Here is a 14,387-nt window from a genome sequence, read left to right on the forward strand (position 1 = left end):
GCCTTGCGGATGCTCATGCCGGATTCCACCTTTGTCATCACCACCCCCATCTACTACGTCAACGCTGCCCCCCATATTGGCAGCGCCTACACCACCCTAGTGGCGGATGCCATCGCCCGTTACCACCGCCTGCGGGGCAAGGATGTGCTGATGGTGACGGGAACCGACGAGCACGGCCAGAAGATCCAGCGTACCGCCGAAGAGCGCGGCATTCCCCCTCAGCAGCACTGTGACGAGATTGCGGCTCAGTTTGCCCAGCTTTGGCAGTTGCTAGACATCCGCTACGACCGCTTTATCCGCACCACCAACCCTCGCCACAAAGCCATTGTGCGGGAGTTTTTTCAGCGGGTCTGGGATCAGGGAGATATTTTCATTGGCCGGCAGCAGGGTTGGTACTGTGTGGCCTGCGAAGAGTTCAAAGACGAGGCCGAGCTGCTGGAGGGAGGATTTTGCCCCCTGCACCCCACCAAGAAGGTGGAGTGGAAAGACGAGGAAAACTACTTCTTTCGCCTCTCCCGCTACCAAGAAAAGCTGGAGGCCCTGTATGCGGAGCACCCGGAGTTTATCCAACCAGAAAGCCGCCGCAATGAGGTGATTAACTTTGTCAAGCAGGGCCTGCGGGACTTTTCCATCTCTCGCCCTAGTGTCTCCTGGGGGATCCCTTTTCCGGCGGATCCCGGCCAAACCCTCTACGTCTGGTTTGACGCCCTGATCAACTACATCAGTGCCGCTCTGGATCCTGACGACGAGCCCACCTTGGCAAATGCCCTACGCCGCTACTGGCCTGCGGATGTCCACCTGGTGGGCAAGGATATTGTCCGCTTCCACGCCATTTACTGGCCGGCCATGCTCATGTCCGCAGGTCTGCCCCTGCCCAAGCAGGTGTTTGGCCACGGCTTTCTCACCAAAGATGGCCTCAAGATGAGCAAAAGCTTGGGGAACACGGTGGATCCCTTTGAGCTGGTGCAGCAATACGGCGCCGATGCCGTGCGCTACTACTTTCTGACGGAAATCGAGCTGGGCAAGGATGGCGATTTCAGCGAGGGCCGCTTCGTTGACGTGCTCAACGCCGATCTGGCCAACGACCTGGGCAATCTGCTCAACCGCACCCTCAACATGCTCAGGAAATATCAATCCGACTACCGCGTTCCCGCCGTCGGGATCCCTGCAGATCACCCCCTCAAAACCCTGGCCGAGCGCCTTGCCCCGGCAGTGGCCGACGCCTACGAGCGGCTGGATCCCAGCTCTGCTGCCCGCAAAGCCCTCAGCTTAGCCCAGGCCAGCAACAAATACCTTGATGAGCAGGCTCCTTGGACGCTGCACAAGCAAGGGCAAAACGAACGGGTGGCCCAGATTCTCTACGCCGTTTTGGAAAGTGTGCGCTGGGTGGCAGTCCTGCTCTCCCCCCTCATTCCCGCTCTCAGCCTCAAGATCCTGCAGCAGCTGGGGTTCTCCCTCGCCGACACCCTGCAACTGCGCTGGGATCCCGATGCGACTTGGGGCCAGCTTCCCCCCGGGCAAGAGCCCCAGCCTCCTACGCCTGTCTTTCAGAAGATCCTGAGGAACGCCTAGGGATTGGCGATGTCCGGTCGGGAAGATTGGGCAGCGGCTTGGGATCCCTCTGGTGTGGCTCCGCCGGCAAAAGGGCGGTCACCTCCCAGGGGAAGTGTTGATGAAGCAGCGGAGAAAGAACGGTTGGATGGGTCGGATGGGCGCAGCCGCGGGTTGTGAATCGCGCCAGTGGTGGGGGGCACTTCGCCGGACAGCGTCTGCCAGGCTGCCCGTACCCCTGCCCAAAAGCTGCGGATATTGACTTGGGCGCCCTGGGCTTGGGTGCGTGCTCCTTCGATGGAGCGGTTGACCTGCTTCACCACTTGCCCAGCCCCTTTCACCCCTTCGTCGAGGCTGTCGGCAATCTCGCTCACTTCCAGGCTGGTCAGGCGCAGGGCCTCCAGCGTGGGCGGCAATTCCCGCAGCAGCGTGTCGAAAAAGCGCTCCACGCTCTGGGCAGCTCGACCCAGTTGAATGACGGCAGGTAGTAGGGTCAGGATCACTGCCAAAATGCCCACTGCTACCAGGCCTACCGAGAGGCCGAGCCAAAAGACCGGGTCGTTCATCCCGCCGCCTCCTCCCCATCCCGAGCTTCTAGGTCAGCTTCTTCCCCGCCAAAGGGACGCGAGTTCTGGGCTTGGAGCAGCTCCCTTCGCTTCTGCAACATGGCTTCTTTGCCCACCGCCACTGCCTGCTGCAGCCGCAGCAGAGCCTCATCCAAACTGCGTTGGGCAGCGTCGAACAACTTTTCCGATTGATATTGCAGACTGCTGGTCACATCTTCTGCCACCTCTGGCAGGGCCTCTGCCGATTTCTTCAGCAGTCGCCGCGTCTCCCGTCCGCTGCGGGGAGCCAAGAGCAGGCCAATGGCGGTGCCCACAGCAGTTCCCAGCAACAGCCCACCAATAAACGCGCCAGTCCGGTTTTCAGCCATGCTTTGCCAGAGTTGAGTTGGATACGGGTGGCCCCGAAACCAGACTACCTTAAGATCTCGCGGGAAGATCTCGCGGGATCGGCGGGCTTGCCGCGCGCCGGGTCAACTGTTCCTAGAGAATCCGCAGGGGATCCACATCTATGCTGACGCGGATCCCTTGGGGGGGATGGCCAATGGCGGCCTGGATCTGCGCAGCCAGCTTCGGGCGATCCCAACCTTGGTCGGGAAGCTGCTTCAACAGGATCTGCCAGCGGTAGCGTCCGGCAACCCGCTCCACCTGGGCCGGCCCCGGCCCCAACACCTCTGCTGGGATCCCCTGTAGGCGTTCGGCCACCCGATGGCAATAACGCTCCAGGGCTTCCAGGCGGGTGCTGCTCAAGCGGATCAAAATCAAAGCTCGGTGGGGAGGATAGCCCCCCTCTCGCCGTTGTTGCAGTTCTGCCTGCAAGAAGCCCTCGTAATTTTGGGCCAGTACCGCCCTCAAAATCGGGTGCTCCGGCAGATAGGTCTGGATAATCGCCTGTCCTGGCAGGGATCCCCGGCCCGAGCGCCCTGCCACCTGGGTGAGCAGTTGAAAGCTGCGCTCGCCGGCGCGATAGTCGGCTTGGTGCAACAGCCCATCGGCGGCCATCACGCCCACCAAGGTTACCTGGGGTATGTCCAGCCCTTTGGTGAGCATTTGCGTGCCCACCAGCACCTGGGCCTTGCCGCTGCGAAACTGCTCCAGCAAATCGCGATGGGATCCCTTGCGGCGGGTGGCGTCGCTGTCGTAGCGCAAAATCGAGAGCTGCGGCCAATGCTGGTGCAACACTTCCACCACTTTTTGGGTGCCGGTGCCGAAGTGCTTCAGGTAGGGGGATCCACAGGCGGGGCAGCGCTGCGGATGGGGTTGGCGGGCGCCGCAGTAGTGGCAGCGCAGTTCTTGTCCGCCGAGATGGGCCAGGTGAAAGGTGAGAGAAACATCACAATGCTCGCAGGTGAGGACAAACCCGCAGCTACGGCACAAGACGAAGGTGCTGTGGCCGCGGCGGGGGACAAAGAGAATGGCCTGTTCCCCTCTGTCCAGCGTCTGCTGCAGGGCCTGGTGTAGACGGCGGCTGAGGATGCTGCGGTTGCCGGCTTGGAGCTCCTGGCGCATGTCCACCAGCTCCAGTTGGGGCAGGGTGGCCGGGATCCCAGCTTGGGGGATGCGCTGCGGCAGGGCCAGCCGGATCCACCGCTGCGGATCCTGCAGATGGGCGGCATAGGTTTCCACCGCTGGGGTTGCACTGCCCAGGACCAGGGGACAACCGGCCAGCTCGGCCCGCCACTCGGCCACCTGACGGGCGTGGTAGCAGGGCTGGGGCTGATCCTGCTTGAAGCTGTCGTCGTGCTCTTCGTCCAAGACGATCAGGCCCAGCTTGGACAAGGGGGCAAACACCGCCGAGCGGGTGCCGATCACCACTTGGGGGGTGGAGGACAGCATCTGCCGCCAGGTGTCGTAGCGCTCGCCTTCCGAGAGGCCGCTGTGGTAGGCCCACACCTGGGATCCCAGCCGCGCCCGAAACCGATCCATCAGTTGCGGGGTAAGGCCGATCTCGGGCACCAGCACCAGCGCCGACCGTCCTTGCTGCAGCACCTGGGCGATCACCTGCAGGTACACTTCCGTTTTCCCAGAACCGGTGACCCCGTGCAGTAAAAACCGCTGGAACCGGCCCAAAGCTTGCCGGATCGCCTCTACCGCCTGGGCCTGGGCGGCCGTCAAGGGCCTGGGCGGATCCCGCCACCCCGGCAGGCTGGCATCTCCCAGCCGCAGCAGTGGGCGCTCGTAGAGGTGGACACGGCCTTTGCGGGCCAACCCCTGCAGAACCGCTCGGCTCACTCCTGCCAGGCGCTCCCACTCGGCGAGCAGCAGCTCTCCCCCCTTCTGCTTGAGGATCTGCAGCGCCTTCTGCTGAGGGAGGCTCAGCCCCTCTGGGGAGTCGTCGGCCAGACTGGCGGCCAGTTGGGTCCTCACCCTGCCCCCCTGTTGCTCCTGCCAAAAGCTCTCCACCCAACCCCGTCGCTGCAGTTCCCGCAGGGCGAGGGCGGCAGTGGGCACCTGCTGTTGCACATAGCGCCAAGACAGCTCTCCCCCTTTGGCCTGAAGCAGCTGCAGCAGGGTTTGGGCAGCCGGCGAACATTCCTCCCCTTCGGCAGGGAGCCTGAGCAAGCGGACACGCCGCTGAGAACGGCTGAGCAAGCCGGGGGGCAATACCGTGCGCACCACCTGAGCCAGAGGGGTGAGGTAATAGTCGGCCACCCGCTGCAGCAGGGGCCAGAATTCTTTGGGCAGGATCCCTTTGGCCACCACCGCCTCGATCTCCCGCACCGACTGCGGATCCACCCCTGCCGGCAGCTCGGAGCGCCAACCCAAGGCCACCGCCCCCGCCATTTGCCGACCAAAGGGCACGCTGAGCAGGTCGCCCGCTTCTGGCGCGGATCCCTCTGGCACACGATAGGTAAAGCAACCCCCCAAATGGGGATGATCCACCCACACTTCCAGCCAGCGGGGAGGAACAGGCTGCAACACGGGATCCCTCACGGACGGGGCAGAAACCTCGGCAGATCGACCGCCCGCTTGCTTGCCCGAGACGGTAGAGGTTGGGCCAGGGGCTGAATTGTAGGCTTGGCAGCAGGGGTTGGAGACAGAGCCTGGCCAAGGGACTCTGTTCGCGTGAGGGCGCTGGAGGTATCGGCCCGAGGTGGGACATCCAAGCCTTTGCGTTCCAAAGCCGCCTTCAAGCTCAGCACATGCATCTGCTGCTGCTCGTATTTTTCTCGGAGAGAGCGGTTTTCTTCCCACAGGGCAGCACGCTCCCCTTGCAGGGCTTTGATCTGCTCTGCTTGCTTCTCCAGTTGCGTGGACAAGGTTGCAATTTCTTCTTGCAGATGGAGAATGGTTGCCTGCGCAGAGCGCAACTGTGGCTGCCAGTCGGGTTGGGCGGCCAACTGCTCCAAGGCAGCCTGCAACTGCCGCTCCATGGCGGAGAGATGCTGCTGGGCTTGGGCGTACTGTTCCTGCAGATGGCGGTGCTCTTGCTGCCAACGGGTAACTTCCGCCTGGGCTTGAGAGAGGGCCACTTGCAGCGCTTCGGCCTGGGCCTGCCACTGCTGTTGAAGCTGTTGCTGCGCCAGGGATCCCTGGCGCAGATGCTCCTGCTGAGCTTGCAAAGCCGCCAATTGAGCTTGGGCTTCGGCCAGGGCTGCTTCTAGCTCTTGCCGTTGTTCCCGCCAGCGCTGCTCGGCCTCGGCTTCCGTCTCGGCATAGCCCGCCAAACGGGCCTCGAGGTGTTCCCGTTGCTCCTGCCAGGCTGCCTGTTGGTCGCTGTACAAAGCCCGCAGGCTGCTCAGCTCCGCCTGAGTTTCGGCAATTTGAGTGCGGGCCAGAGAAAGCTCTGCCTTAAAGCGTTGCAGCATTTCCACCCGCTTTTCCGCCACATCCTGGGCTTCCAGCAGAGAGGCCTGCAGCTCCTGCTGGCGCTGTTCCCATTGACGGCGCTCCTGAGCGTGGGCCAAGCGTAGCTGCTCAATCTGCTCCTGCAGGGCCTCGATATCCTGCCGCTGCCGTTCATTTAAGCGTTGCCGAGCAGCAAGCTGAGCTTCCTGATCCGAGATCTGGACTTTCTGAGCCGCCAAAGTCTGCTGCAACTGTTGCAAGAGATGCTCCCGCTCCTGCAGCGCCTTCTCTTGTTCGGCCACCTTCTGGTGCAAAGCCTGCAGTTGTTCCTGAAGAACTCGCCGCTCTTGGAGCTCGGCTTCGGCTTTGAGCAGACGGCTCTCCAAGGGCTGTTGCTGCCTCAGGGCCAAATGGCGCTCCGTGCTGGGATCCGGCTCGGATGCTGAACAGCCCGCATGAGTCTCTGAAAGGATGGGATCCAAGTCGCCTGAGGAAGGAGCACGCATAGATTGAAGGAGAGATGAAGAAGCGGGAGCAAATGATAAAGTTCCCTGCAGTATAGAGAGATTTTTGGGCGGGTTCAAGCCAGAAGGGTGATCTTGTAAAATCTCCTGCTGCTCCGCACGGCGCGGAGTGCTATCGGCCTGTTTTGGCCGCGCTCTTGCTTCTGAGGTTCCCAAATCCCCGGACTGGGCAGAAGGGCTTGGCTTACTTTTTTTCGGCCGCGAGGCCCGATCCCGACCGGAAGAGGTCTCCCCTTGCTTGGGCGTGCTCTGAGAGTCTGCCACCTTGCCCCCTTTCATCACCCACAACACCCACCCCCGCCATCACGGACAGATGGCCCCACCATTCTAAACTGAGTCTAAATCTAAATCGACTCGGTCTCAATCCAAGCGTCTCTGCTGAGTGTAGAGGAGTCCCGCCCGTGCTCGGAGCTCCTGGCAGACGCAGGTCGGCCTCATCGTTGCAGGGGCAAATGCGAGGACTCGCTTCCACTGGCCCGAACAGGGCAGCCAGCGAGCCTGCGGAAAACCGTCTTATCTTTGTCCTTCATTTTGCGATACTGCTAGGGGTGATGTTGAGAATGACCGCACGATGGCGATGCAAAATGGAGCCAGGGATCCGCTTCAACTTCCTCAACGGCAGACAAACTCGGCGGGATCCCAGTTGAACCTTGCCTGTTCTGCCCCCTGTGGCCTACTGTTGAGCCTGCTCTGGGCTGTCCCTGCTCTTGCTCAGCCAGAAGCTCCCAGCTCCGCTGCCTCTGCTCTGCCCAACAGCCGCGAAATCCTCACCCCCCCACCCCCCCCCACCCTATCGATTCCCCCCAACCCTGCTGACTCCACCCCTGCGGCTGACCTGACTCTAAAGGGGGCTTTGACGGCTGAAGAATTGGTGGTGCCCCAATCCCCCTTGCAGGTGCGCATTGAGCGCAGGGAGGGCTTGTCTTTGGAAGAAGCTCTGGAGATCGCCGTTGCCCAGAACCCGGCTGTGCAGCAGGCCAGACTGGCCGTCGAGCGGGCCGAGGCCGGGGTAGCCCTGGCTCAAGCTGCCTTTGCTCCCACCCTCTCCAGCCGTGCCAACTACCAGTACAGTGAGGCTCCCTCTCCGGGTGGTGGGCCAAGGCGCGAATCCCATACCCTCTCGGCCAGTGTGGTGCGGGTGGAGTATACCGCTTTTGACAGTGGCCTCAGGGAGCAAAACCTGAAGCTGGCCCAAGAAGCGCTGCGCATCGCCCAACTGCAGCTGGAGCAAACGCTGCAGACGGTCAAACAAGCTGTGGCCAATGCCTACTACGATCTGCAAAGCGCAGATGCCAGGGTTGCCATCAGCCAAGCTGCCGTCGAAAGTTCCGAAGCCACCCTGCGGGATGCTCAAGCCCGAGAACGGGCCGGGCTGGGTACCCGCTTTGAGATTCTCCAGGCAGAGACGGAATTGGCCAACAATCGACAAACCTTGCTGGTGGCCCAGAACACCCAGCAACTGAATCGCCGCCGCCTGGCCGAACTGCTGAATTTTCCCAGCCCCACCGACGTGTTGGCCAGCGACCGCATTGAGCCGATGGGAGAGTGGGATCTCAGCCTGGAAGAGACCATCATTGCTGCCTTTGCCCAACGACAGGAATTGGAGCGCCGACGCCGAGAATTGGAGCAGGCCCAAAGCCGCCTGCGCCTGGCACAGGCCCGCAATGGCCCCCGAATTGGCTTATTCGCCAGCCTCGATGCCGTTAACGATTTCAACGCCAGCCGCAACAGTTTTGATGTTGGCTATTCGGTGGGAGCCAATTTCAGCTTGACTTGGTTCGATGGAGGAGAAGCGGCTGCCCAAGCCCGCCAAGCCCAGATCGATGGACAGGTGGCCGTGAGCAACTTCGTCGGCACCCGCAATGAAATCCAGCGGGGGGTGGAAGAAGCCTTCCTGACCCTCAGCTCCAGCCGCGAACAGATCGACTCGGCCAAAGTGGCAATTGCCTCAGCAGAAGAGAGCCTGCGCTTGGCCCGGCTGCGCCTGCAAGCGGGGGTGGGCACCCAAACGGAGGTGATCAATGCTGAAGCTGCCCTCACCACTGCCCGTGGCAACCTTTCCAATGCTGTAATCGCCTACAATCGCGCCCTGGTACAACTGAAACGGGCCATTGGCAGCCTTTGACTTGAGCCTTTCTCCCTCACTCCCAGCCCTTCTTCCAAAAGGAGAGGGGTGCTATGGATACCGCGACGAAACAGTTCTATTCCAACTTGAGCTGTTGTGACATACTCCCGCACTCATGCTGATGCAAAGCGCTCCGCGCCGCTGGCGCGAAAAGGACATTTAGCTCCATCTGCAGATCCCGCGCCGGGACAGGGTCAGCTTCCAGTCTTGCTGCCCATCTCGGCAGCTTGGATCAAGGCCCTGGCTCGCTGTTGATCCAACTTGGCTTGCAAGCGCTCTTGCTTGTCGCTGCTGGTATTCAAAACTTTGCTTGCTTCGTCCAAGAGGGCCTGAGCCGCTGCCTTATCCACTTTTTCACCCCGCTCTGCTCGGTTGACCAGGACGGTTACCTCGTTATTTTCGACTTCTGCAAATCCGCCCATGACCGCAATGGCCAACCACTTTCCATCGGCTTTGACCCGCATAACGCCATTGCCGATGGCGGTCAAGAGGGGGGCGTGCCCAGTGAGAATGCCCAATTGGCCCGAAGTGGCAGGGAGGATCACTTCCTCGCTGGGGGCATCCCAAACCGTGCGGTCGGGGGTAATCACACGAACCATCAGCGTCACGACAGATCTCCTGAAAGCTTGAGCACTTTCGCGTCGACGGTGCGGAGCACCCTGGTTTCGATCCTAGCGGATTAGGATCCCTGCAGCTTTGCCTGGTTCCCCTTTTGTCTTTATTCTCTCGGGGCAGCTACACTTAACCTGGACATAACCTTGCCTTTACTTCAGACTGGGAGGCAAGCGCTAAGGTGTTGTCGGGAACACTTATCTCATGCCCCAACCTCAGCATTGACGGCCAGCCCATTGCTGTTGGTTTGCAAGGGGGAGCCCAACGACTGGTGCGCCCAGTTTTCCTAGCGGAGCCAGCCTATGCCTGAAGCGATGCCTAGCCATTTTGCTGCCGGCCTGTCCACACGGGAGCGCCAACTGCTGGAAGACCTCTACCGCAGCCGCAGTTTATCCCCCTACACTCCTGGCCAGGTTATCCCTCTGTTTCCTGAGGAATGGGTGATCGTCTGTCGGGGCGTGGTACAGTTGACCACCCTCTATCCCAATGGCGGTGAGGCGTTGTTGGGGTTTGCCGGCCCCTCCATGCCCCTGGGATCCCCGCTGACGATGCTGGATCCCTACCAAGCTAAGGCTTTGACGGCAGTTGATGTGCTGCGGCTGCCGGCAGCAGAGGTGGAAGCCTCAGAGATCCTGAGTCAAGGGCTGCTCAAGCAGGTGGTGCGTCGGCTGCGCCAAACCGAAGCATTGCTCGCCTTGGCCGGACGGCGGCGGGTAGAGGATCGGCTGCGCCAGTTGCTCTCCCTTTTGGCTGTGGAGCTGGGATCCCCGGTTGCAACAGGGGTGCGCCTGCAAGTGCGCCTTACCCACCAGGACTTGGCCAATGCCATCGGCACTACCCGAGTCACCATTACCCGTCTCCTAAACCGCTTTCGCCAGCAGGGCTGGGTTGCGGTGGACAAAAACCGGCACCTTGTCATCAAACTCGCCCACGCTCCGTAAAACCTTTAGAAACTGAGCAGGATCTGCTCCTAGGGCATGGCTGAAAGCTGGCAGTTTTTGACTCGTAGTTAACTGCTGGGAGATGGAGCTGACGGGAGTCGAACCCGTGTCCGAGATGGGTACTGAGGGATCACTCATTCACAGGTTTAGCCTCTTTGACCCTCGAGGCGGGGATCGCCGTTTGGATCCCAGCGATGGGAGTTCTCCGCCTAATCTTGGTCTCTCCCTCGACGGAGCCAGAGTAGAGAGCTGCACCCGTTGGGGTTGTGATCCGCCCACTTAACGGGGTCGTGAGCAGATCCTCGAGCTCAGAGTAAGTTTTCGGTTACTGAGCCTTAGGCAGCCAAAGCAGCTGCTTTACGAGCAAAGGGTACGACGTTGTTCGCACGTACTTTTTTGAGCCTGGTGGTAACGGGATAAGCTCAATCCCGACCTGCCTCATGAACCCATGTTCGCCACCCCGTCGAAACCGTTACAGCCCCAGGGTTGACTTGAGTCCAGCATAGCAAGATTTTTGGGGATACGGCCAGAACCTTTGCGAATGTGACAGAAGCTTTGCTAATATGACAAAGCTGCAAACTTGGGTCGGTAGCTCAGCGGTAGAGCACTCGGCTTTTAACCGATTGGCCCAGGGTTCGAATCCCTGCCGACCCATGTCAGTCTTCCCCTTCCAAAATGCGGGGCACCTTGAAGAACATGTCTGCCCGGTCAGGGGCGTTGGCCAGGATCCCTTCGATATCCGGGTAGGGCTCGACTTCATCGGGGCGGGTGGGCAGTTCCATGTCCAGGACGTGAAAGGTGGGCTCTACCCCCTCCGTGTCCAGCTCCTTCAGTTGCTCCACATAGGCCAAGATGTCTGCTAGCTGCTCTGTGAACTGGATCTCTTCCTCCTCGGTCAGCTCCAGACGAGCCAAGTGAGCAACATGTTGGACTTCTTCCCGTTTCAGCATCCTCTCCTCCGGCTCCCAGATTATCGACTTGACTTAGCCCAGGGTAGCCGAGATCAACCGTTCGCGTTAGCGGAACGGAGTCCTTCTGCAGGAAAGCTCAGTACACCTCCAGGTTGGCGCGCCCGGTGGTTTTCAGCCAGTTTTGGGCCTCGATGTAGTTGTTGGGGGCAATGCGAATGGCCCGAATCCAGTACTGGGCAGCCTCGTTGAACAGGGCCTCTGCTGTTTCCTCATCCCCGGCTTGCAGGCTCAGCTCGCCCTTGTGGTGCAGCAATACGGCAATGTTGTTCAGGGCAGAGCAAAGTCTTGGGTTTAACTCCAGAGCTTGGTGGTAGTGGTCGAGGGCTTTGTCAAGCTCGCCGTTGCTCTGGTAGATCAGGCCCATGTTGTAGAGAATGTAGCTGCGGTCTTCTTCCCCTTGCTCGAGGGCGAGGGCTTCTCTGTAGTTTTCTAGGGCCTCGGCGTATTCTCCTTCGCTCTGAGCGGCCATGCCATCCCGGTAGTAGGCAAAGGCTTTCTTTTCCTCGGAACTCACCCCTGGCAGCAGTTTCAGAATTAGATCGGCCATGACGGTGAAGGTCTTGTCAATGAAGTTGTCGTTCTTCATGCTGCGCGGCATGGCTGACCCCTTTTAAGTTTAGGACTAAGGATCTCTACTCTTGCGTTGTATCACGCCCAAGGCGGGATCCGAAACACAACCCCGTACTGCCCGCCCCACCTCTGGTGAGGTTTTTGCTATGCCTGCGGGAGGGGAACTGCAACGCTGCTGCAACGAGGCTGCAAACGGCTTGGCCAAGGAACTTCCGAGCCTGTTAAGACCGTGTCGAGGAGCGCTTGCTCAGGCGCACAGGATGCCACTGCACGGTTTCGCCGGGGCAAACCTCGAGCTCACAGGCGGTGTCGATCAGCCGCTGTGCCTGCGCTTGAGGGGTGGGATAGCGGGCCAGATCTGCATCCACCAGGTGGGGATGTTCCTGCAACAGCCGCACGAGAAACTCCTGCAATTCCTCAGGGCTGAGAAATTGCTCCGGCAAGCCCGGGATCAGCAGCACATAGTGGTTGGCAGCACGTAACAGTTCGGGTTCTGAGTCTAACATGGTGTGGGGTTGGGCGTCTTTTTTCCATCATGAACCAACGGGTTGCGCCTCTCTTGATATCCTGAAAAAGACTTTCCTTGCTCTTGTCCTCCGTCTTGTTGGCGTTTGAGATCTGCTTTCCCTATGGCCAAGCCGCGCACCCTTTCTGGCATTCAGCCCTCTGGCGAACTGCATTTGGGCAATTACTTGGGGGCGATTAAGAATTGGGTGGCCGAGCAGGAGCACTACGAGAACTTTTTTTGCATCGTCGATCAACACGCCATCACCGTCCCTCAGGATCCCAAGCTGCTGAGGGAGCGTACCCGTTCGCTGTTTGCCCTTTATTTGGCCTGCGGTCTCAGCCTGGAGCATTGCGTGCTATTCGTCCAGTCCCACGTGCCTGCCCATACGGAGCTGGCCTGGCTGTTCAACACCATCACCCCCATGAACTGGGCGGAGCGCATGATCCAATACAAGGAGAAGAAAGAAAAACAGGGAGAGGAGACCAGCGTTGGCTTGTTCAGCTACCCGATTTTGCAGGCGGCGGATATTTTGCTCTACCAACCCAAGTATGTGCCGGTGGGGGAGGATCAGCGGCAGCATATTGAGCTGTGTCGGGACATCGCTCGCCGCTTCAATGACCGTTTTGGAGAGGTGTTTCTGATCCCGGAGGCCCTGATTCGTCCGGAGGGGGCGCGGGTAATGAGCTTGACCGATGGTACGCGCAAGATGTCCAAGTCGGATCCCTCGGATTTCAGCCGTATCCATCTGCTGGATGACCCAGATACCATCCGCAAGAAGATCCAAAAATGCAAGACCGACCCCATTCGGGGCATTACTTTTGACGATCCGGCTCGTCCCGAAGCCCACAATTTGTTGACGATTTACATGCTCACCTCCGGCAAAAGCAAGGAGGTGGTGGCGGCTGAGTGTGCCGAGATGGGGTGGGGGCAGTTCAAGCCCCTCCTTGCCGACAGCATCATCGCTGCCCTGGAGCCCATTCAGCAGCGCTACCGGGAACTGTGGAGCAACCCCGACCACCTGCTCGTTCTGATTCGGGAGAATGCCGCTAAGGCCCGGGCCATCGCCGAGCAAACGCTACAAAGGGTGAGAGAGGCCATGGGGTTCTTGCCCCCCTAAGGGATCCCTGCCCAAGCTTTGATGGGATCAGTCGGGGTTGCCATCGCGGATCTCGACGGTGCTGAAGGCGCTCACCAGCCAGTCTAAACCCAGCTCCGAGAGGATCCCTTTCCAGCCCAGGTGGAGGCGCTCCTGCCATTCTTGCCGGTGGTTAATCAAGTACACACAGACCAGAGTGATGCCCACTCCCAGCCATTGCAGCCGCGTCAGCGATTCCCCCAGAAAGGTGCTGCCAAACAGCAGGGCAAAGATGGGGGTGAGGAAGGTCAGGGAGCTGAACTCGGTGAGGTTTTCCTGGGAGGCGAAATAGAAGAAGAGGGCATAGGCCAAGGCGCTCCCCATCACCGAAGCGTAGAGGAGGCCCAGCCAGTGGATCCCGCTCAGGTGTTGCCATTGCTGAGTCTCCGTCAGTCCCGACAGCAGGATCAAGGGCAGGCTGCCCAACACCATGTGCCAGCCCGTCGCCAGCACCGGATCCGCCACCTCCGCCACCTTGGGCATCATCACGGTGCCGATGGCCATCGACAGGGAGGCCATCAACATCCAAACGACGCCGGCCCCCAACTGCAGGGATCCCTCGCCGGATAGGCCGATGAGGCCAATGCCGAAAACCCCCAGCCCCAGGCTCAGCCAGCCTAGGGATCCCATCCGCTCGCGGTAAAACCAGGTGGCCATCAGAGCCACCGCCAGCGGCTGCGAGTCAATGAGCACGGATCCCAGGCCCGCCCCTGTCTCTTTCAGCCCTTGGGCCAAAAATCCCTGAAAACATGTGCCATCCACCAGCGCAAACGCCAACACCCATAGCCAGCCGCGCAGCCCTCTGGGATGCCAGGCGTGAGACGCAGAACCCCGCCCCTGCCAGAGCCGAAAGGCCAGAACCAGGATCCCTGCCGGCAGCAACCGCAGAATGGCAATGAAGAGGGGGGTGGTCTCGGAGAGGGCATCTCGCATCACCACCATCGCCGAGCCCCACAGGAAAAAGGGGGCAATCATCAGGAGGCGTTGCCAGATAGGCTGAAAGAACAGGTCAGACTGAGCCATAGGTGCTTCAAACTTGGAGACGGAAGTTAACCCCATGTTAAGCGCTGGGGCAGCTCAGTTACAAATCTTAACTGT

13 protein-coding genes, 1 tRNA gene and 1 other RNA gene are annotated in these 14,387 nt (G+C 60.4%); 5 read left to right on the forward strand and 10 right to left on the reverse strand.

Annotated features, from left to right (window positions below; translation table 11 throughout):
* Positions 1–15 precede the first annotated feature (15 nt).
* Complete coding sequence (gene metG / locus ACVWZJ_RS06785) at positions 16–1,572, forward strand: methionine--tRNA ligase (protein ID WP_011433808.1); 1,557 nt, start codon at positions 16–18, stop codon at positions 1,570–1,572.
* Here the strand turns inward: metG and ACVWZJ_RS06790 are convergent.
* The 4 genes from ACVWZJ_RS06790 to ACVWZJ_RS06805 all read right to left on the reverse strand — a co-directional run bounded on the left by ACVWZJ_RS06790 (position 1,569) and on the right by ACVWZJ_RS06805 (position 6,409).
* Positions 1,569–2,117 carry a hypothetical protein gene (locus tag ACVWZJ_RS06790; protein ID WP_011433807.1) on the reverse strand — a complete coding sequence of 183 codons (549 nt, stop codon included), beginning with the start codon at positions 2,115–2,117 and terminating at the stop codon, positions 1,569–1,571. The genes metG and ACVWZJ_RS06790 overlap by 4 nt on opposite strands.
* On the reverse strand, positions 2,114–2,485 hold the full coding sequence (locus ACVWZJ_RS06795) for a YtxH domain-containing protein (RefSeq protein ID WP_011433806.1): 372 nt from the start codon (positions 2,483–2,485) through the stop codon (positions 2,114–2,116). Before ACVWZJ_RS06795 ends, ACVWZJ_RS06790 begins: the two co-directional genes overlap by 4 nt.
* A gap of 112 nt (positions 2,486–2,597) precedes the next feature.
* The gene (gene priA / locus ACVWZJ_RS06800) at positions 2,598–5,036 is read right to left on the reverse strand and encodes a primosomal protein N' (RefSeq protein WP_457395456.1); all 2,439 of its coding nucleotides are present in this window, start codon (positions 5,034–5,036) and stop codon (positions 2,598–2,600) included.
* A gap of 8 nt (positions 5,037–5,044) precedes the next feature.
* Positions 5,045–6,409, reverse strand: a complete 1,365-nt coding sequence (locus ACVWZJ_RS06805; RefSeq protein ID WP_457395459.1) for a hypothetical protein — start codon at positions 6,407–6,409, stop codon at positions 5,045–5,047.
* Between the two features lie 589 nt (positions 6,410–6,998).
* On the opposite strand from ACVWZJ_RS06805, the gene ACVWZJ_RS06810 reads away from it, so the two are divergent.
* Positions 6,999–8,552, forward strand: a complete 1,554-nt coding sequence (locus tag ACVWZJ_RS06810) for a TolC family protein (RefSeq protein WP_011433803.1) — start codon at positions 6,999–7,001, stop codon at positions 8,550–8,552.
* A gap of 194 nt (positions 8,553–8,746) precedes the next feature.
* Here ACVWZJ_RS06810 and atpC read toward each other — a convergent pair whose 3' ends face one another.
* A complete protein-coding gene (gene atpC / locus ACVWZJ_RS06815; RefSeq protein ID WP_011433800.1) occupies positions 8,747–9,160 on the reverse strand; it encodes an ATP synthase F1 subunit epsilon in 414 nt (137 codons plus the stop codon).
* Positions 9,161–9,466: 306 nt separating this feature from the next.
* On the opposite strand from atpC, the gene ACVWZJ_RS06820 reads away from it, so the two are divergent.
* On the forward strand, positions 9,467–10,105 hold the full coding sequence (locus tag ACVWZJ_RS06820; protein ID WP_011433798.1) for a Crp/Fnr family transcriptional regulator: 639 nt from the start codon (positions 9,467–9,469) through the stop codon (positions 10,103–10,105).
* An 80-nt stretch (positions 10,106–10,185) separates the two neighbouring features.
* Here the strand turns inward: ACVWZJ_RS06820 and ssrA are convergent.
* Positions 10,186–10,587: a transfer-messenger RNA gene (gene ssrA / locus ACVWZJ_RS06825) on the reverse strand.
* Between the two features lie 100 nt (positions 10,588–10,687).
* Between ssrA and ACVWZJ_RS06830 the strand changes: the two genes are divergently transcribed.
* Positions 10,688–10,759, forward strand: a tRNA-Lys gene (locus tag ACVWZJ_RS06830).
* A 2-nt stretch (positions 10,760–10,761) separates the two neighbouring features.
* Here the strand turns inward: ACVWZJ_RS06830 and gatC are convergent.
* The 3 genes from gatC to ACVWZJ_RS06845 form a co-directional block, all read right to left on the reverse strand.
* On the reverse strand, positions 10,762–11,055 hold the full coding sequence (gatC, locus tag ACVWZJ_RS06835; protein WP_414350806.1) for an Asp-tRNA(Asn)/Glu-tRNA(Gln) amidotransferase subunit GatC: 294 nt from the start codon (positions 11,053–11,055) through the stop codon (positions 10,762–10,764).
* A gap of 97 nt (positions 11,056–11,152) precedes the next feature.
* A complete protein-coding gene (locus tag ACVWZJ_RS06840; protein ID WP_414350803.1) occupies positions 11,153–11,674 on the reverse strand; it encodes a photosystem I assembly protein Ycf3 in 522 nt (173 codons plus the stop codon).
* Positions 11,675–11,867: 193 nt separating this feature from the next.
* Positions 11,868–12,152: a chlororespiratory reduction protein 7 gene (locus ACVWZJ_RS06845; protein ID WP_457395463.1), complete on the reverse strand. Its 285-nt coding sequence runs from the start codon at positions 12,150–12,152 to the stop codon at positions 11,868–11,870.
* A gap of 123 nt (positions 12,153–12,275) precedes the next feature.
* Between ACVWZJ_RS06845 and trpS the strand changes: the two genes are divergently transcribed.
* The gene (gene trpS, locus ACVWZJ_RS06850) at positions 12,276–13,271 is read left to right on the forward strand and encodes a tryptophan--tRNA ligase (RefSeq protein WP_414331708.1); all 996 of its coding nucleotides are present in this window, start codon (positions 12,276–12,278) and stop codon (positions 13,269–13,271) included.
* A gap of 27 nt (positions 13,272–13,298) precedes the next feature.
* Here the strand turns inward: trpS and ACVWZJ_RS06855 are convergent, their stop codons facing one another.
* Complete coding sequence (locus tag ACVWZJ_RS06855; protein ID WP_457395466.1) at positions 13,299–14,312, reverse strand: DMT family transporter; 1,014 nt, start codon at positions 14,310–14,312, stop codon at positions 13,299–13,301.
* Positions 14,313–14,387: the final 75 nt, after the last annotated feature.

The sequence above is a fragment of the Thermostichus sp. OS-CIW-29 genome (assembly GCF_054058195.1).